This is a genomic window from Pseudomonas sp. GZD-222 (genome assembly GCF_049310525.1).
GTDB lineage: Bacteria > Pseudomonadota > Gammaproteobacteria > Pseudomonadales > Pseudomonadaceae > Aquipseudomonas.
Map to the genome: position 1 here is coordinate 37,134 of NZ_JBMOWO010000108.1, position 17,428 is coordinate 54,561.

Here is a 17,428-nt window from a genome sequence, read left to right on the forward strand (position 1 = left end):
CGATGAGTAAACGACTAGCAGGCAAGATCGCCTTCATCACCGGCGCCGGTTCCGGCATTGGCCAGGCCACCGCCATGCGCTTCGCCGAGGAGGGCGCCACCGTGGTGCTTTGCGGGCGCCGCGAACAACCGCTGCAGCAGGTGTTGGAACAGATTCAGGCGGCGGGCGGGCAGGGCGATATCGCCGTCGCCGATGTCAGTGACGAACAGGCTTATGTGGGTGCCCTGGAATTCGCTGCCCAGCGCCATGGACGCCTGGATATTCTGGTAAACAACGCCATGGCCTACACCTGGGGCGGCATCGACACGTTGTCGACCGCCGACTGGCACGCCAACTTCAGCACCACGGTCGACGGCACCTTTTGGGGTACCCGTACGGCCATGCGCCTGATGAAAGACCAGGGCGGTGGTGCCATCGTCAATATCGCCTCGATCTGCGGCCTGTTCGGCACGGCATGGATGGCCGGCTACTCGGCGGCCAAGGCGGCGGTGATCAACTTCAGCCGCGCCGCAGCCAGCGAAGGTGCGGCACACAACATCCGCTGCAACGTGGTCATTCCCGGCGTGGTCGACACCCCGGCCACCGCCGGCATGCTCAGCAACGATAAAACCCGGCGCAACACCGAGAAGGTCATCCCGATGCAACGGGTCGGCCTGCCGGTGGAGCTGGCCAACGCGATCCTGTTCCTGGCCAGCGACGAGGCCTCTTACGTGACCGGCGCAAGCCTGGCGGTGGACGGCGGACGCAGTTCTGACCTGTACACGGTGCTGGATTGATGACTATGGACACGACCTCGCTGCACGCGCGCATCGAGCGCCTGGAGTCGCTGGACGCGATTCGCCAGTTGGCGGGCAAATACGCCCTGGCCCTGGACATGCGCGACATGGATGCCATGGCCAACTGCTTTGTTCCGGACGTCAAAGTCGGCCGCGACAAACAGGGCCGGGCGCACTTCAAGGCCTGGCTCGACGAAACCATGCGCCGCCAGTTCCACGGCACCTCGCACCACCTGGGCCAGCACATCATCGAATTCAGCGATAGCGAGCATGCCAGCGGCGTGGTCTATTCAAAGAACGAGCATGAGACCGGGGCGGAATGGGTGATCATGCAGATGCTCTACTGGGACGACTATGAGCGGGTTGACGGGCAGTGGTGCTTCCGTCGACGGCTGCCGTGCTACTGGTACGCCACCGACCTGAACAAACCGCCGATTGGCGGCATGAAAATGCGCTGGCCGGGGCGTGAGCCTTATGCGGGCACCTTTCATGAGCTGTTTCCGTCGTGGGATACATTCTGGGCCCAGCGGCCGGACAAGGACGCCTTGCCGCAGATTGCCGAACCGGCGCCGCTGGAACAGTTTCTGCTGACCATGCGCCGGGGGGCGGGGGAGCCCAGGATTCGCGTTCGATAGGCCATCGCGGGGCAAGCCCGCTCCCACCGGGGACTGCATCGAACCTGTGGGAGCGGGCTTGCCCCGCGGTCTCAGGCCCGCGGTTCCCGCGGCATGCCCAGCGCCCGCTCGGCAATGATGTTGCGCTGGATCTCATTGCTGCCGCCATACAGCGTATCGGCCCGGCTGAACAGGAACAGCGCCTGCAGGCGGCTCAGTTGATACGGCGCACCTTCAAGTACCTCCGCCTCATCCCCGAGCACATCCATCGCCAGCTTGCCCAGCTCGGCATGCCAGGTCGACCAGGCCAGCTTGTAGATCATCGCTTCACGCCGCAGGCTGCCGTCCTGGGCGCCGGAGAGCATGCGCAGCGAGTTGTAGCGCAGCACCTTCAAACCTGCCCAGGCCTGGGCAATGCGCTGGCGCAGCAGGGGATCACGGGCGGCGCCGTTACGCCTGGCCACGGCGATAATTTCTTCGAGTTCATTGTGAAACTGCATCTGCTGGCCAAGGGTCGAGGCGCCGCGCTCGAAACCCAGCAGGGCCATGGCAATCTTCCAGCCTTCGCCAGGCTGGCCGATCATGTTGTCCACCGCGGTGCGGGCCTGGTCGAAGAACACCTCGTTGAACTCGCTGGTACCGGTCAGTTGCTGGATCGGTTGTACGCGAATCTGCGCCTGATCCATCGGCACCAGCAGGAACGACAGGCCATGATGACCACGGCTGCCAGCTTCGGTACGCGCCAGCACAAAGCACCAGTCGGCTTCGTGGGCGAGAGAGGTCCAGACCTTTTGCCCGCTGATCAGCCAGTGCTCGCCACTGTCGTCCAGGCGAGTACGGGTCTGCACGTTGGCCAGGTCCGAGCCGGCGCCGGGTTCCGAGTAGCCCTGGCACCAGAACTGCGTGCCATTGAGGATCCCGGGCAGGAAGCGCTGCTTCTGCGCTGCACTGCCAAACGCGGCCAGGGTCGGGCCGACCAGGCCTTCGCCGATATGGCCCATGCGTCCGGGGCCACCGGCGCGGGCGTATTCCTCATGGAAGATGACCTGACGGGTCAGGCTTAGTCCACGACCGCCATCGGCTTCGGCCCAGCCGACGCCGATCCATCTGTCTGCGGCCAGTTCGCGCTCCCAGGCTTTGCGTAGTTCGGGGAAGCTGTGTTCATCCCCCGGTCCGCCGCGAAAGCGCAGCGCAGCAAACTCGCCTTGCAAGTGCTCGGCCAGCCAGGCGGCGACCTCGGCGCGGAAGGCTTCATCCTCGACGCTGAATCCGATCTTCATAGCGATGCTCCAAAAAGCTGCGCGGCCAGGCGTTCACGGTGCAGGGCAGGGCTGCCCAGCAACTGCTCGCTGGCGCGGGCGCGTTTGAAATACAGGTGCGGGTCGTATTCCCAGGTAAAGCCGACACCGCCGTGCAGCTGGATCGACTCGGCGGCGCAATTGAAGAATGCCTCGCTGGCATGGATCTGCGCGGTGGCGGCAGCTTCCAGCAGTTCGCTGGCAACCGCGGTGTTGCCGCTCGGGTCGAGCCGCTCCTGGGCCACACAGGCGGCATACCAGGCCGCCGAACGTGCGCATTCGAGTTGCAGCATGAGGTCGGCGCAACGGTGCTTGATCGCCTGGAAGCTGGCGATGGCGCGGCCAAACTGATGACGCTCGGCGGTATAGGCCAGAGTCAGGTCCAGGGCTTGTTGCGCGCCACCGGTCTGCTCGGCGGCAAGGCCGATGGCCGCGATCAGCAGCACTTCGCGCAGCAGCGGCCAGCCTTTACCGGCCTCGGTGAGCAGTGCTGCCGGGCTGACGATTGCCTCCTCAAGGTCAATGCGTGCCAGACGGCGGGTCTGGTCGAGGGAGGGCAGGGGCTGACGTTGGATGCCGGGGCTGTCGGCAGGTAGCGCAAACAGACTGATGCCGTCATCGCCGACGCTGCCCGGTGCCCGCGCGGCAACGATCAGCAACTGGGCCTGGGCCCCATCGAGTACCTGCAGGTAACTGCCACTCAAGCGGTAACCGGCGTCGCAGGGTTCGGCCAGCACCTGCACGCTATCAGCATCCAGCCCCGGGGCGCTGGCAAAGGCCAGGGTGGCGCTGGCCCCGCTGGCAATCGCCCCCAGCCATTGGTCTTGCACGGCCGGGTTGCTGGCCAGCAGCAACGCCGGGGTGGCCAGGCAGGTGGTGGCCAGCAAGGGTGAGCACAACAGGTGACGACCGCTCTGTTCGAGCAGGATCGCCAGTTCCACAAAGCCCAGCCCCAGCCCGCCGAAACGCTCGGGAATCATCAGCGCCGGCCAGTACAGCTCTTCGCCGATGCGCTGCCACACGGCCGGATCGTAACCCTCGGGCCGGGCCATGGCCGCGCGCACGGCAGCCGAATCGCTGACCTGGGCGAGAAAGCGCGCGGCGCTGTCCTGGATCATCAGTTGTTCTTGGTTAAAGGCGAACTCCATAAGCGTCGACTCGGTTACGGCGGATAGAGCCCCGAGTCTAGGAGCGGCGCTTTTGCCGCCGAATCATTGAAACGGACTAGTCCGCCAGCGGCCCGCAGCGCCAGGGCGCGTAGTCTCAACGGACGATGATGGCGATCAGCGCGCTTCGCACAATGGCTGCAACTACCGGATTTGCCATTCAGGAGCAGCGGCATGATCGAGATTCGCGGTTTGAGCTATTTCGTCGCCATGAGCGAGAACCTCAGCCAGTGGCAACGCTACGCCGAGGACGTGCTCGGCATGCAGGTGCTGCCAGCGCCCTCGGGCGGGCTGTACGTGAAAATGGACGAGCGTCCGTTTCGCATGCTGATTGTCGAAGGCAGCGAACCGCGCTACCTCGCCTCGGGCTGGGAGCTGGCCTCGGAATCGGCCTTTACCGCGGCGCTGGAGCACCTGGACGGGCTCGGTATCGAGTGGCAACGCGCTAGCGCCGAAGAGGTAGAACAACGTGGCGTGCAGGCGCTGGTGAGTCTCAAGGACCCCTCGGGCAACTGCCACGAGTTGAGCTGGGGCCATCGCTCCGACTGCCAACCGTTTGTTTCGCCGCAAGGGGTACCGCGCTTTATCACCGGCGACATGGGCCTGGGCCATACCGTGCTGCCGGCGCCGAATTTCGATGCCACCCTGGCATTCGCCAAGGACGTGCTCGGCTTCGAACTGTCGGACATCTTCAATTTCCGTCCCGATCCTTCGGCGCCTCCGATCCGCATTCACTTCCTGCATTGCCGCAACGCCCGTCACCACAGCCTGGCCCTGGCCGAGTACCCGGTGCCTTCGGGCTGCGTGCACGTGATGGTCGAGGTCGATTCGATGACCGAAGTCGGCCGCGCCCACGACCGCCTGCTGGCTCACGACGTGCGCCTTTCGGCGACCCTCGGCCAGCACCTGAACGACCGTATGACCAGCTTCTACATGAAGACGCCGTCGGCCTTTGACCTCGAATACGGCTTTGGTGGCCTGCAGGTCGACTGGGCCGAGCATTCGGCGTTCGAATTTACCCGCGTGAGCATCTGGGGACACGACTTCTCGGTCGGTCAACAGTAAGGAGCCAGCACATGAACAAACAACTGACAGCGGCCGATGCCGTCGCACAACTGCGCGATGGCATGACCATCGGCTTCGGCGGCTGGGGGCCACGGCGCAAACCGATGGCGATGGTGCGCGAGATCCTCCGTTCGCCGGTCAAGGACCTGACCGTGGTTGCCTATGGCGGCCCGGAAGTGGGCATGCTGTGTGCCGCCGGCAAGGTGCGCAAGCTGATCTTCGGCTTTGTCACCCTCGATGCGATTGCGCTGGAACCCTACTACCGCAAGGCACGCGAAGCGGGCGAGCTGGAGCTGCTGGAACTCGACGAAGGCATGTTCCAGTGGGGGCTGCGCGCCGCCGGCATGCGTCTGCCGTTTCTGCCGACCCGCTGCGGCCTGGCCACCGATGTCACGCGCCTGAATCCGGCACTCAAGACCGTGGCTTCGCCCTACGCCGATGGCGAGGTGTTGCTGGCCATGCCGGCGCTGGAGCTGGATGTGGCCTTCCTCCATGTCAACGTCGCTGACCGCTTGGGCAATTGCCTGGTGACTGGACCGGACCCGTATTTCGATCACCTGTTCGCCCGCGCCGCCCAGCAGTGTTTTGTGTCCTGCGAGCGCCTGGAAGAGCGCCTGTCGCTGGATGCCGAACAGGCCCGTTTCAATACCTTCGAACGTTATCTGGTCACCGGCGTGGTGCATGCGCCGCTGGGGGCTCACCCAACCTCTTGCCCGTCGAGCTACGGCTGGGACCTGCAGCACCTGAAGGCCTATGTCGCCAGCAGCCAGCAGGAGCAGGGCTGGGATGAGTACGTCAGCACTTACGTGGCTGGCGGTGAGCAGGCCTATCAAGACGCCAACGGCGGCGCCGCACGCATGGGCACCTTGCCCCTGCCTGTGTTTTGAGGAGGATGAAAAATGTCTGCAACCTGTGAGTTCACCCTCGCCGAATTGATGATCGTCGCCGCCTCCGAAGCCTGGCGCGGCGACGCTGAAGTGATCGCCTCGGGCCTGGGCGTGATTCCGCGCCTGGGCGCGAGCCTGGCCAAACTGACCCATAGCCCGCACCTGCTGATGACCGACAGCGAGGCGTTTCTGGTCGAAGAACCGATCCCGCTGGGGCCGAGGGAAGGTTTCCAGCCGCGCTACTCGGGCTACATGTCGTTCGAACGGGTATTCGAATGCGTCTGGGGCGGTCGCCGCCACGCGATGATCGGCCCGACCCAGATCGACCGCTGGGGGCAGACCAACCTGTCGTGCATTGGCGACTACCACAAACCGAAAAGCGCGATCCTCGGTGTGCGCGGCCTGCCGGGCAACAGCATCAACCACCTCAACTCGTTCTTCGTGCCCAACCACAACACCCGGGTGTTCGTCAGCGGTGAGGTGGACATGGTCTCGGGAGTCGGCTTCAAGGCCGAGCGCTGGCCTGAAGGTGTACGCCGTGACCTGATGGATATCCGCCGGGTGGTCACCGACCTCTGCACCCTCGACTTCGATGGCCCGCAACGCGCCGCCCAGGTGCGCAGCCTGCACCCGGGTGTGAGCTTCGACGAGGTCCAGGACAAAACCGGCTTCCCCTTGCTCCAGTCGCCGTTGCTGCAGGAAACCGCACACCCGAGCGCCGAACAACTGGCCCTGATCCGCCGCCTCGATCCCCACGATTACCGCGCCGCGGCGATCAAGGGTAATCCGCCCGGCATCCGTACCGCCTGAACCGAGGAGTGCCAACATGCACAGCAGCGACAGCCAGTTCGTGGTCCGTGACGACCACGCGGTCTATGAGACCGAGGCGCCCGTGCTCTACAGCGTGGCCGAGCACATTGCCACGCTGACGCTGAACCGCCCGGCCTACAACAACGCGCAGAACTCGCAGATGACCTATGCGCTGGATGCCGCGCTGCGCCAGGCGGTGGACGATGACCAGGTCAAGGTCATCGTGCTGCGCGGTGCCGGCAAGCATTTCTCCGCCGGCCACGACATCGGCACCCCGGGGCGCGATATCAACAAGCCGTTCGAGCGCGCGCACCTGTGGTGGGACCACACCAACAAGCCCGGTGGCGAGCAACTTTATGCCCGCGAGCAGGAGGTGTACCTGGGCATGTGCCGGCGCTGGCGCGAGCTGCCCAAGCCGACTATCGCCATGGTCCACGGCGCCTGCATCGCCGGGGGCCTGATGCTGGCCTGGGTCTGTGACCTGATCGTGGCCAGTGACGATGCCTTTTTCCAGGATCCGGTGGTGCGCATGGGCATACCGGGGGTGGAGTATTTTGCTCATCCTTATGAGCTCAATCCGCGTATCGCCAAGGAGTTCCTGTTTACCGGCGAACGCATGACCGCGCAGCGTGCCTACGAGATGGGCATGGTCAATCGGGTGCTGGCGGCCGCCGAGCTGGAACAGGCGACCTACGCCCTGGCCGCCAACATCGCCCGCCAGCCGCGCATGGGCCTGGCGCTGACCAAGCAGGCGATCAACCATGTCGAAGACCTGCAAGGCAAGCGTACCGCCATGGACGCAGCCTTTGCCTGGCACCACTTTGCCCATGCCCACAACGAACTGTTGTCGGGCGACAAGCTCGGTGGTTTCGATGCCAAGGGCATGGCCCAGGCCAACCGCCAGGAGCACTCGTCATGAGCGCCTGGATGAACACCGCGCTGACCGAGGCTTTGGGCTGTCGCTATCCGATCGTGCAAACGGCCATGGGCTGGGTCGCCGATGCCAACCTGGTGATCGCCACCACCCAGGCTGGCGGTTTCGGCTTTCTGGCCGGGGCGACCATTGCCGGCAAGGACCTGGAAGGCGAGATTCGCAAGGTCATCGATGCCACCGGTGGCAGCAACTTCGGCCTGAACTTTCACATGTTCCAGGACAACGCCGCACAGTGCGTGGACCTCGCCATCCGCTATCGCCTGCGCGCCGTCAGCTACGGGCGCGGGCCGGATGCGCAGACCATCGCGCGCTTCAAGGCTGCCAAGGTGCTGTGTATTCCCACGGTGGGCGCGGTCAAGCATGCGCTCAAGGCACAGCAACTGGGCGCCGACCTGATCACCATCCAGGGCGGCGAGGGCGGTGGCCATACCGGCGGCGTACCGAGTTCGATCCTGCTGCCGCAAGTGCTGGACGCGGTCAGCGTACCGGTGATTGCCGCCGGTGGTTTTGCCACCGGACGCGGCTTGGCATCGGCCCTGGCCGCCGGTGCCAGTGGTATCGCCATGGGCACGCGTTTCTTGATGACCCGTGAATCACCGACCCCGGCACCGACCCTGGCGCATTACCTCAAGGTCAGCGATCCGCAGCAGGTACGGGTAACCACCGCCGTCGACGGCATGCGTCACCGCATGATCGAGAACCCCTTTATCAACCGCCTGGAGCAGGCCGGGCCGTTTGGCCGCCTGCGCATCGCCCTGGGCAGCGCCTGGCAGTGGAAGCAGCACACCGGCATGAGCCTCGGGCACATGCTCGGGGTGTTCCTGCGCGGCTTGCGCGAAGACCCGGCAGCGTTGTCGCAGGTAGTCATGGCCGCCAACCAGCCGGTGCTGCTGCAACGCTCGATGGTCGACGGCCTGCCGGACGAAGGCATCCTGCCCAGCGGCCAGGTGGCGGCGGCGATCAACGAACTGCTCAGTTGCCGCGAAGTGATCGAAGGCATCGCCCTGGAAGCCGAACGCTGCCTCGACGCCTTGCAGGCCGGGCGTGTGCCGGGCACTAAACCATCCCCCTCAGTTCGCCTGGCGAACACTGGAGAAGCCTTGTGAGCTCAGCCTTTACCTCTCAACTCAATGCCGGGATCGCTGAACTGGTGATCGCCAAACCACCGGTCAACGCCCTCGACAGCCAGCAATGGCAGGCCCTGGCCGAGCATATCGACGCCCTGGGGGCTGATCCCGAGGTGCGCGTCATCGTCATTCGCGCCGAGGGCCGCGGCTTCTGCGCCGGTGTCGATATCAAGGAACTGGACGCCCACCCTGAGCGCATTATCGCGGTCAACGCCGGCAACTACGCCACCTTCAAGGCCGTGCACCGCAGCCCGGTGCCGGTGATCGTCGCGGTGCACGGTTTTGTCCTTGGTGGCGGCATCGGTATCACCGGCGCGGCGGATATTGTCGTCGCGTCCGAGTGCGCCACTTTTGCTCTGCCGGAAGTCGACCGTGGGGCTATGGGCGGCGGTGCTCATCTGCAACGCCTGTTCGGGGTGCAGAAGGTGCGCTACCTGTTCTTCACCGGCGACAGCATCGGCGCCCGCGAGGCCAGCCAGTACGGTTTCATTGAACGCGTGGTGGCGCGTGAGCAACTGCGCGAAACCGCGCTGGAGATTGCCGCACGCATCGCCAGCAAGAGCCCGCAGATGATCCGTATCGCCAAGGAGGCACTCAACGGCATCGAAGACGGCAACCTCGAAGACAAATACCGCTGGGAGCAGGGCTTCACCCTGCAGGCCTACAGCAGCCCGGACTCGGCGGAAACGCGCCGGGCCTTCGTCGAAAAACGCGACGCCAAGTTCTGAGGGAACGCCATGGAACTTACCTATACGCCTGAGCAAAACGCCTTTCGCGCCGAAGTGCGCGCCTGGCTCAAGGACAACCTGCCGCGTCAGCCGCTGGCCAGTTACGACACCCGCGAAGGCTTCGAGCAGCACCGCGCCTGGGAGGCCAAGCTGTTCGACAGCCGCCTGTCGATGGTGATGTGGCCCGCCGAGTTGGGCGGGCGCGGCTGTGGCCTGATCGAATGGCTGATCTTTGAAGAAGAGTACTACGGCGCCGGTGCACCGATGCGCGTCAACCAGAACGGTCAGCTGCTGCTCGGCCCGACCCTGATGGAGTTCGGTACTGAGCAGCAGAAAAAACACTTTCTGCCGCGCATGGCGGCCAGCATCGACATGTGGGCCCAGGGCTGGTCGGAGCCCAACGCCGGTTCCGACATGGCGGCGATCTCCAGCAAAGCGCTGCTCGACGGCGATCACTACGTACTCAATGGCCAGAAAACCTGGTCGACGCGGGCGATCTATGCCGACTGGCTGTTCGGTCTGTTTCGCAGTGAGCCCGGTTCTACTCGTCACCACGGCCTGTCGTTCCTGATGGTGCCGCTGAACGCGCCGGGGGTGAGCATTCGTCCGATCAAGGCGCTCAACGGCAAGGACGCCTTCGCCGAAGTGTTTTTCGACGATGTGCGTGTGCCGGTCGACAACCGCATCGGCGCCCAGGGCGAGGGCTGGCATGTGGCGATGGCCACGGCCGGTTTCGAGCGCGGCTTGCTGCTGCGTTCGCCTGCGCGCTTCCAGCACACCGCGCGCAAGCTGGTGGAGCTGTACCTGGCCCACCAGAGCAGTGCCGACCGTGACCCCGGCCTGCGCGATGCGGTGCAGGACTGCTGGATGGGCGCCGAGGCCTATGCCTTGTCGGCCTATCACACGGTCGGGCGCCTGAGTCAGGGGGCGCAGATCGGCGCCGAGTCGAGCATCAACAAGATCATCTGGTCGGAGCTGGACCTGAAAATGTACGACACCGCCATGCGTCTGCTCGGTGCCCGCGCTGAATTGCTGGCCAGTGCTCCGGTCGCCGGTGATGCCAGTGGTTGGCTGGAGGGCTTTCTGTTCGCCCAGTCCGGGCCGATCTACGCCGGTACCAACGAAATCCAGCGCAACATCATTGCCGAGCGCATGCTCGGTTTGCCGAAGTAGGAGCAGGCCATGGACTTCACCTTTAGCGATGACCAGCTGACGTTCCGCGAGGCCATCAGCCGTTTTCTGATGACCGAAGCGGCGCCGGAGATGCTCCGGGAAATCTGGGACACCGATGCCGGGCGCTCCCCGGACCTGCGTAACAAGATTGCCTCACAGGGTTTGACGGCGCTGTCAGTGCCTGAAGCCGAGGGCGGACTGGGCATGGACGATGTGGCCTGGGCATTGATGACCCAGGAACTCGGTTACTACGCCATTCCCGACTCATTGGCCGACACCGCGTATGTCGCTGCCGGGCTGCTTGCCGGGTTGCCGAACGAGCATCCAGCCCGCGCCCGGCTATTGCCACGCATCGCCGACGGCAGCCTGCGCCTGGCCATCGGTCACCCGGTCAACCTGTTGGTCAGCGATGCACAGTTGGCCGAAGTGCTGATCCTCTGCGACGGCGATGCCGTGCACGCCGTGCCGCGCGCCGAGGTGGACGTGGAAGCCAATCCCAGCATCGATGCGTCACGGCGCCTGGGCCGGGTCAGCTGGCGCGCCAGTCCGGCGACCCTGCTGATCGATGGCGAGCGGGGCCGCGTGCTGCAGGCGCAGTTGCTCGACCGCGGGGCATTGTCGGTGGCCGGGCAACTGCTCGGTCTGGCCCAGCGCATGCTCGACCTGTCGGTGGACTACGTGGCTCAGCGCAAGCAGTTCGGTAAGCCGATTGGCAGCTTCCAGGCGGTCAAGCATCACCTGGCCGATGTCGCCCGCCAGATCGAGCAGGCCAAACCGGTGCTGTACCGCGCCGCCCATGGTCTGGCGCGTGGTGATGCCAGTGCCGGACGCTGGGTGTCGCAGGCCCGCCTGGCCTGCTGCGAAGCCAGCTGGCTGGCGGCGCGCAAGGGTATCCAGGTGCATGGCGCCATGGGTTACACCTGGGAAGTCGACCTGCAGATGTTCATGAAGCGGGCCTGGTCGCTGGATGCGGCCTGGGGAGACCGCGGCTTCCACAAATCCCGTGTCGGTGACTACCTGTTCGGCGCTGCCGCCCGGTTGGGTCCGGGCTTTACCTTCGAGGACTGATCCATGCCCCAGGCTTATATTATCGACGCCCTGCGCAGCCCCACCGGCAAGCGCAAGGGCGCGCTGTCCGAGGTGCACGCCATCGACCTTGGCGCCCATGTGCTCAAGGCGCTGGTCGAGCGCAACAACATTCCCGCCGAAGACTATGACGATGTGATTTTCGGCTGCGTTGACACCATTGGTGCGCAGGCCGGGGATATCGCCCGTACCAGCTGGCTGGCCGCCGGCTTGCCATTGACGGTGCCGGGTACCACGGTGGACCGCCAGTGCGGCTCGTCGCAGCAGGCGCTGCACTTTGCCGCTCAGGCGGTGATGAGCGGCACCCAGGACGTGGTTGCCGTCGGCGGCGTACAGACCATGACGCGGATCCCGATCAGCTCGGCAATGCTTGCCGGGCAACCGCTGGGTTATCCCGATCCGTTCAGCGGCAGTGTCGGCTGGCGCCAGCGCTTTGGCGACCAGCCGGTGAACCAGTTCTATGCCGCCCAGCGCATTGCCGAGCACTGGCAATTGAGCCGCGAGCAGATGGAACTGTTTGCCTTGCATAGCCATCAGCGGGCGCTGGCGGCAGTGGAGAGTGGGCGCTTCGACCGTGAAATCGTGCCTTACCTAACCTTGCGCCGCGATGAAACCCCGCGCCTGACCAGTCTGGAGAAAATGGCCAGTCTGGAACCGGTGGACCCGCAGTACCCTCTGATCACTGCTGCAGTATCGAGCCAGACCTGCGACGCCTCGGCGGCGCTACTGGTGGTCTCGGAAGCGGCGCTCAAGCGCTATGACCTGACCCCGCGGGCGCGCATTCATCACCTGACGGTGATGGGCGACGACCCGATCTGGCACCTTACCGCGCCCATCGCCGCGACCCGCAAAGCCCTGCAAAAGGCCGGCTTGCGCATGGCCGATATCGATCGGGTGGAAATCAACGAAGCCTTTGCCTCGGTGGTCATGGCCTGGGCGCGCGAGCTGGATTACGACCCGGCGCTGACCAACGCCAACGGCGGCGCCATCGCCCTCGGCCATCCGTTGGGCGCCACCGGCGCACGCTTGATGACCACGCTGCTCAACGAACTGGAATGCAGCGGTGGCCGCTATGGCCTGCAGACCATGTGCGAAGGCGGCGGCCAGGCCAACGTGACGATTATCGAACGTCTTTGAATCCCGAGGAGTAGCGCATGACAATCTGTAGCGGTCGTACCGTCATTATTACTGGCGCCGGTGGTGGCTTGGGCCGTGCCTATGCCCTGGCGTTCGCGGCCGAAGGCGCCAATATCGTGGTCAATGACATCCGTGATGAGGCTGCCCGCGATGTGGTCGGGCAGATCCACGCCAGTGGTGGTCAGGCCATCGCCAACAGCGACGACATCACCCGCCTGGACAGCGCCCAGCGTATCGTCGATAGCGCCCTGGCGGCGTTCGGCGAGGTGCATGTGCTGGTCAACAACGCCGGGGTGCTACGCGACCGCCTGTTTCTCAGCCTGTCGGAAGACGACTGGGACACGGTGATGCGCGTGCACCTCAAGGGCCATTACTGCCTGGCCAACATCCTCGCACGGCGCTGGCGCGACTTGGCCAAGGCTGGCACACCGGTGGCCGGGCGGATCATCAACACCAGCTCCGGCGCCGGGTTGCAGGGTTCGATCGGCCAATCCAACTACGCGGCGGCGAAGGGTGGCATTGCCTCGTTGACCCTGGTACAGGCTGCGGAGCTGGCGCGTTACGGCATCACCGCCAATGCCCTGGCGCCGGCGGCGCGTACCGCGATGACTGAAAGTGCCATGCCTGAGATGGTGAAAAAGCCGGAGGACGGCAGTTTCGATGCCTGGGCCCCGGAAAACGTCGCGCCGCTGGTGGTGTGGTTGGGGAGCGAACAGTCCGGGCATGTCACTGGGCAGGTGTTCGAAAGTCAGGGCGGGCGGATTTCGCTGGCCGATGGCTGGCGTACCGGGGTGACCCGCGACAAGGGCGCAGCGTGGCAGGTGGAGGAGGTGGGCGCTGCCGTAGACGCGATCCTCGCCGAGGCCCCCAGAGCGCAGAAGGTGTGGGGTAGCTGAGGCCCAATCGCGGGGCAAGCCTGCTCCCACCGATTTCTCCTGTGGGAGCGGGCTTGCCCCGCGAAAGGCTCTCGGATCACCCCCCACTTTCGCGATGTACCGACCAAGGCAAGACTTTATACCTGACAGCGTATTGATCCCCTGGAGATAAACGCTGTGAAACAAGCTCCCCCTTATGTGCCCGGCCACCAGTTGCTGGCCGGCAAGTCTGTGCTGATCACCGCCGCCGCTGGCGCCGGTATCGGTTACGCCGCCGCCCGGCGCAGTGCCGAAGAGGGCTGCCGGGCGCTGATGATCTCCGATGTCCACCCGCGCCGGCTGGAAGAAGCAGTGGAACGCCTGAAGGCTGAAAGCGGCTTGCAGGCGGTCTACGGCCAGCTCTGCGATGTCACCAGCGAGGAGCAGGTCCAGGCCCTGGTGGCCGGTGCCGAAAGCGCCTTGGGCGGCGTCGATGTGCTGATCAACAACGCCGGGCTTGGCGGTCAGAAAAGCCTGGTGGAAATGACCGACCAGGAGTGGCAGAAAGTCCTCGATGTCACCCTCACCGGAACCTTCCGCATGACCCGCGCCATGCTCCCGGCCATGCAGGCACGGGGCGCGGGGGTGATCGTCAACAACGCCTCGGTGCTCGGCTGGCGGGCCCAGAAGGAGCAGGCGCACTACGCCGCGGCCAAGGCCGGGGTCATGGCCTTGACCCGTTGCAGCGCCCTGGAAGCGGCCGAGTTCGGCGTGCGCATCAACGCCGTAGCACCCTCGATAGCCCTGCATGACTTCCTCAAGAAAGCCTCCAGCGAAGAATTGCTGGCCAGCCTCGCCGGGCGCGAAGCCTTTGGCCGTGCCGCCGAGGTCTGGGAAGTGGCCAATGTGATGATGTTCCTGGCCAGCGACTACGCCTCCTATATGGTCGGCGAAGTGCTCTCGGTCAGTTCGCAACAAGCCTGAGGACGCCGCGATGAGCCATGTGTTTTCCAGCGCCCAGGCGCTTATCGATGCCCAGGGCATGGACCTGGGCTGCACCGAATGGCTGACCATCAGCCAGCAACGCATCGACCTGTTCGCCGAAGCCACCGGCGATCACCAGTGGATTCACGTCGACCCGCAGCGTTCCGCCGACGGGCCGTTTGGCGTGTGCATCGCCCATGGTTACCTGACCCAGGCCCTGGCCAACCTGTTCATGCCGCAGTTGATGAGCGTCGCCAACCTGGCCATGGGCGTCAACTACGGCTGCGACCGTGTGCGCTTCCCGGCGCCGGTACGGGTCGGTTCGCGGGTACGCGGACGCGGTGAAGTACTGCGCGTCGAAGCCGTCGGCAGCGCCGTGCAGATGGTGGTGCGTATCAGTGTCGAGATCGAGGGCGAAACGCGCCCGGGCTGCGTGGTCGACACCATCAGCCGTTACACCTTCAACCCTCTTGCCGAGTGAGCCTGAGCATGGACCAGAATGAAGTCGTCATTGTCGCCACCGCCCGCACCGCGCTGGCGAAATCCTTTCGGGGCTCGTTCAACGACACCGAGGCGCCGGTACTGGGCGGCCATGTGGTACGTGCCGTGCTGGAACGCGCCGGTATCGAGGCCGACGCCGTTGAAGACGTGATCATGGGCGCCGCCGTGCAGCAGGGCACCCAGGGTTACAACATCGGCCGCTTGTGTGCCTACACCGCAGGCCTGCCGGACAGCGTACCGGGCATGGCCCTCGACCGCATGTGTGCGTCGGGCCTGATGAGTATCGGCGTCGCCGCCAACGGCATCCTCGCCGGAGAGATGAACATCGCCATCGGTGGCGGCGTGGAGTCGCTGTCGCTGACCCAGACCAAACACAAGAACAGCTACCGGGCGCGTTCCGAAGCGGTGCTGGAAGTGATGCCCAGCGCCTATATCCCGATGATTGAAACCGCTGAGATCGTCTCTCGCCGTTACGGCATCAGCCGCGAGGCCCAGGACGAGTACAGCCTGCAGAGCCAGCAGCGTATCGCTGCGGCGCAACGTGCCGGGCTGTTCGAGGAGGAAATCGTTGGCCTCACGGTCAACAAGCTGTTGCTCGACAAGCAAGGTCAGACGACCGGGCACGAGTCGATCTGGGTCGAACGTGACGAGTGCAACCGCCCGGACACGCGCCTCGAGGACCTGGCCGCACTCAAACCGGTGTGGAAGGACGGCCAATGGGTCGAGCAGGGCGCCTTTGTGACCGCCGGCAACGCCTCACAGTTCTCCGATGGCGCGGCAGCCTGCCTGTTGATGAGCCGCGCCGAGGCCCGGCGCCGCGGTCTGAGCCCGCTGGGTATCTACCGCGGCATCGCCGTGGCCGGTTGTGCTCCGGAGGAAATGGGCATTGGCCCGGTGTTGGCGGTGCCCAAGCTGCTCAAGCGCTTTGGCCTGACGGTCGCCGATATCGACCTCTGGGAAATCAACGAAGCCTTCGCCTGCCAGGTGCTGCACTGCCGCGATGCCCTGGGCATTCCCGCCGAGCGCCTGAATGTCAACGGCGGAGCGATTGCCATCGGCCATCCGTTCGGTATGTCCGGTGCGCGCATGACCGGTCACGCCTTGCTTGAAGGGCGCCGGCGCGGTGCACGCTACGTGGTGGTGGCCATGTGCATCGGCGGCGGCATGGGCGCCGCCGGGCTGTTCGAGCTGGCCTGACTAGGCCATTTGGACGATGTAGGGCCGGTGGGGCGGGCTGATGATCCTGGCAACAATAACAACAGGATCAACGCCCCATGTGCCTTCTCCCACGACCTTTTTCCCGGAGCCCGGTATGCGCCAGCTGATCGGATACGCTGTCAGCGGCGTGATCCTCGCTGCCGTGGCTTTTGCTTTCGCTCCGCGTAACCCGGCCGCCCTGGCCGCCACCCAGTTGCAGGTCGACCGAGTGCAGGTCAATGCCTTGCTGGTCAACGGCCAGCAGCTATTGGCCGCAGGTGAGCGCGGAACCTTGCTCAGCAGTCTCGACAGTGGTCGCTCCTGGCAGTCGGCGCAGGTCTCGGCCGAGCGCGAGGCGACGCTTACCGGGCTGATCGCCCTGAACCCACAGACCCTGGTGGCCGTCGGGCACGATGGCTGGATCCTTCGCTCGGAGGACAGCGGTCGCAGCTGGCAGGAAACCCGCTATGACGCCGACCTTGGCGAGCCCTTGCTTGGCGTCTGGAGCGGTGATGGCGAGCAGGTGGTGGCGTACGGCAGTTACGGCAAGTACCTGGAATCCAGCGATGCCGGGCGCCACTGGCAGTCCCGCGAGATGCCCGGCGACGGTGCGCACTTCAACGGCATGGACGGTGACCGCCAGGGCCGGCGCATGCTGGTCGGCGAGCAGGGCCTGGTGTTGCGCTCGGAGGATGGAGGACAGCACTGGCAACAACTGCCGACGTTCTACAACGGTTCGCTGTTTGGCGTCGTCAGTCTTTCCGCCTCGCACTGGGTGGCCTATGGCATGCGCGGCCAGGTGTTTCGCAGCGACGATTTCGGCGACAACTGGCAGCCTGTGGCGCTCGACAGCAGCCAACCGATCTACGGCCATGCGCGCCTGCCGGGCGAGGCCGGGGTGGTGCTGGTGGGGGCTGGCAGTCAGCTGATACACCTGGATGACCAGGGGCAACTGCTCGACAGCAGCCGACGCAATGGCCTGGGCACCCTGACCTCGGCGGTGGCGCTCAACGCCCGGCACCTGCTGGTGGCCGGTGAACGCGGTGTTTCCCAGGGGCCGGACAGCGGCCTTGCCGCCCATGCACAGTGAG

Annotated in this window: 18 protein-coding genes; 16 read left to right on the forward strand and 2 right to left on the reverse strand. The window is 65.2% G+C overall.

Features of this window, described 5'->3' with window-relative positions:
- Window positions 1-2 precede the first annotated feature (2 nt).
- Window positions 3-776 (forward strand): SDR family NAD(P)-dependent oxidoreductase, encoded by a 774-nt coding sequence (locus ACO6VD_RS20295; protein ID WP_422421617.1) that lies wholly within the window; start codon window positions 3-5, stop codon window positions 774-776.
- The gene (locus ACO6VD_RS20300; protein WP_422421619.1) at window positions 776-1,411 is read left to right on the forward strand and encodes a nuclear transport factor 2 family protein; all 636 of its coding nucleotides are present in this window, start codon (window positions 776-778) and stop codon (window positions 1,409-1,411) included. Before ACO6VD_RS20295 ends, ACO6VD_RS20300 begins: the two co-directional genes overlap by 1 nt.
- 71 nt (window positions 1,412-1,482) lie before the next feature.
- Here the strand turns inward: ACO6VD_RS20300 and ACO6VD_RS20305 are convergent, their stop codons facing one another.
- Both ACO6VD_RS20305 and ACO6VD_RS20310 read right to left on the reverse strand, forming a co-directional pair.
- Window positions 1,483-2,670 carry an acyl-CoA dehydrogenase family protein gene (locus ACO6VD_RS20305; RefSeq protein ID WP_422421621.1) on the reverse strand — a complete coding sequence of 396 codons (1,188 nt, stop codon included), beginning with the start codon at window positions 2,668-2,670 and terminating at the stop codon, window positions 1,483-1,485.
- Complete coding sequence (locus ACO6VD_RS20310) at window positions 2,667-3,836, reverse strand: acyl-CoA dehydrogenase family protein (protein ID WP_422421622.1); 1,170 nt, start codon at window positions 3,834-3,836, stop codon at window positions 2,667-2,669. Before ACO6VD_RS20310 ends, ACO6VD_RS20305 begins: the two co-directional genes overlap by 4 nt.
- Before the next feature lie 192 nt (window positions 3,837-4,028).
- On the opposite strand from ACO6VD_RS20310, the gene ACO6VD_RS20315 reads away from it, so the two are divergent.
- From ACO6VD_RS20315 to ACO6VD_RS20380, 14 genes are all read left to right on the forward strand, one after another.
- The gene (locus ACO6VD_RS20315) at window positions 4,029-4,919 is read left to right on the forward strand and encodes a VOC family protein (RefSeq protein ID WP_422421623.1); all 891 of its coding nucleotides are present in this window, start codon (window positions 4,029-4,031) and stop codon (window positions 4,917-4,919) included.
- Window positions 4,920-4,930: 11 nt separating this feature from the next.
- Window positions 4,931-5,806 (forward strand): CoA transferase subunit A, encoded by an 876-nt coding sequence (locus ACO6VD_RS20320; protein WP_422421625.1) that lies wholly within the window; start codon window positions 4,931-4,933, stop codon window positions 5,804-5,806.
- Between the two features lie 12 nt (window positions 5,807-5,818).
- Window positions 5,819-6,616, forward strand: coding sequence for a CoA-transferase subunit beta (locus ACO6VD_RS20325; RefSeq protein ID WP_422421627.1), 798 nt, complete (start codon window positions 5,819-5,821; stop codon window positions 6,614-6,616).
- Between the two features lie 16 nt (window positions 6,617-6,632).
- Window positions 6,633-7,535, forward strand: coding sequence for an enoyl-CoA hydratase (locus tag ACO6VD_RS20330; protein WP_400170808.1), 903 nt, complete (start codon window positions 6,633-6,635; stop codon window positions 7,533-7,535).
- A complete protein-coding gene (locus ACO6VD_RS20335; protein ID WP_422421629.1) occupies window positions 7,532-8,656 on the forward strand; it encodes an NAD(P)H-dependent flavin oxidoreductase in 1,125 nt (374 codons plus the stop codon). The genes ACO6VD_RS20330 and ACO6VD_RS20335 overlap by 4 nt, the downstream gene beginning before the upstream one ends.
- A complete protein-coding gene (locus ACO6VD_RS20340; protein ID WP_400170810.1) occupies window positions 8,653-9,405 on the forward strand; it encodes an enoyl-CoA hydratase family protein in 753 nt (250 codons plus the stop codon). Before ACO6VD_RS20335 ends, ACO6VD_RS20340 begins: the two co-directional genes overlap by 4 nt.
- Before the next feature lie 9 nt (window positions 9,406-9,414).
- Window positions 9,415-10,578 carry an acyl-CoA dehydrogenase family protein gene (locus tag ACO6VD_RS20345; RefSeq protein WP_422421631.1) on the forward strand — a complete coding sequence of 388 codons (1,164 nt, stop codon included), beginning with the start codon at window positions 9,415-9,417 and terminating at the stop codon, window positions 10,576-10,578.
- Window positions 10,579-10,587: 9 nt separating this feature from the next.
- Window positions 10,588-11,646, forward strand: coding sequence for an acyl-CoA dehydrogenase family protein (locus ACO6VD_RS20350; RefSeq protein WP_422421633.1), 1,059 nt, complete (start codon window positions 10,588-10,590; stop codon window positions 11,644-11,646).
- A 3-nt stretch (window positions 11,647-11,649) separates the two neighbouring features.
- Window positions 11,650-12,801 carry an acetyl-CoA C-acetyltransferase gene (locus ACO6VD_RS20355; protein WP_422421635.1) on the forward strand — a complete coding sequence of 384 codons (1,152 nt, stop codon included), beginning with the start codon at window positions 11,650-11,652 and terminating at the stop codon, window positions 12,799-12,801.
- A 17-nt stretch (window positions 12,802-12,818) separates the two neighbouring features.
- Entirely contained in the window at window positions 12,819-13,697 is an 879-nt protein-coding gene (locus tag ACO6VD_RS20360) for an SDR family oxidoreductase (RefSeq protein WP_422421636.1), read from the forward strand.
- Window positions 13,698-13,853: 156 nt separating this feature from the next.
- On the forward strand, window positions 13,854-14,639 hold the full coding sequence (locus ACO6VD_RS20365; RefSeq protein WP_422421638.1) for an SDR family oxidoreductase: 786 nt from the start codon (window positions 13,854-13,856) through the stop codon (window positions 14,637-14,639).
- Window positions 14,640-14,649: 10 nt separating this feature from the next.
- Window positions 14,650-15,120 (forward strand): MaoC family dehydratase, encoded by a 471-nt coding sequence (locus ACO6VD_RS20370; protein WP_422421640.1) that lies wholly within the window; start codon window positions 14,650-14,652, stop codon window positions 15,118-15,120.
- Window positions 15,121-15,128: 8 nt separating this feature from the next.
- Complete coding sequence (locus ACO6VD_RS20375) at window positions 15,129-16,337, forward strand: acetyl-CoA C-acyltransferase (RefSeq protein WP_422421642.1); 1,209 nt, start codon at window positions 15,129-15,131, stop codon at window positions 16,335-16,337.
- A gap of 115 nt (window positions 16,338-16,452) precedes the next feature.
- Window positions 16,453-17,427 (forward strand): WD40/YVTN/BNR-like repeat-containing protein, encoded by a 975-nt coding sequence (locus ACO6VD_RS20380; RefSeq protein ID WP_422421644.1) that lies wholly within the window; start codon window positions 16,453-16,455, stop codon window positions 17,425-17,427.
- Window position 17,428: the final 1 nt, after the last annotated feature.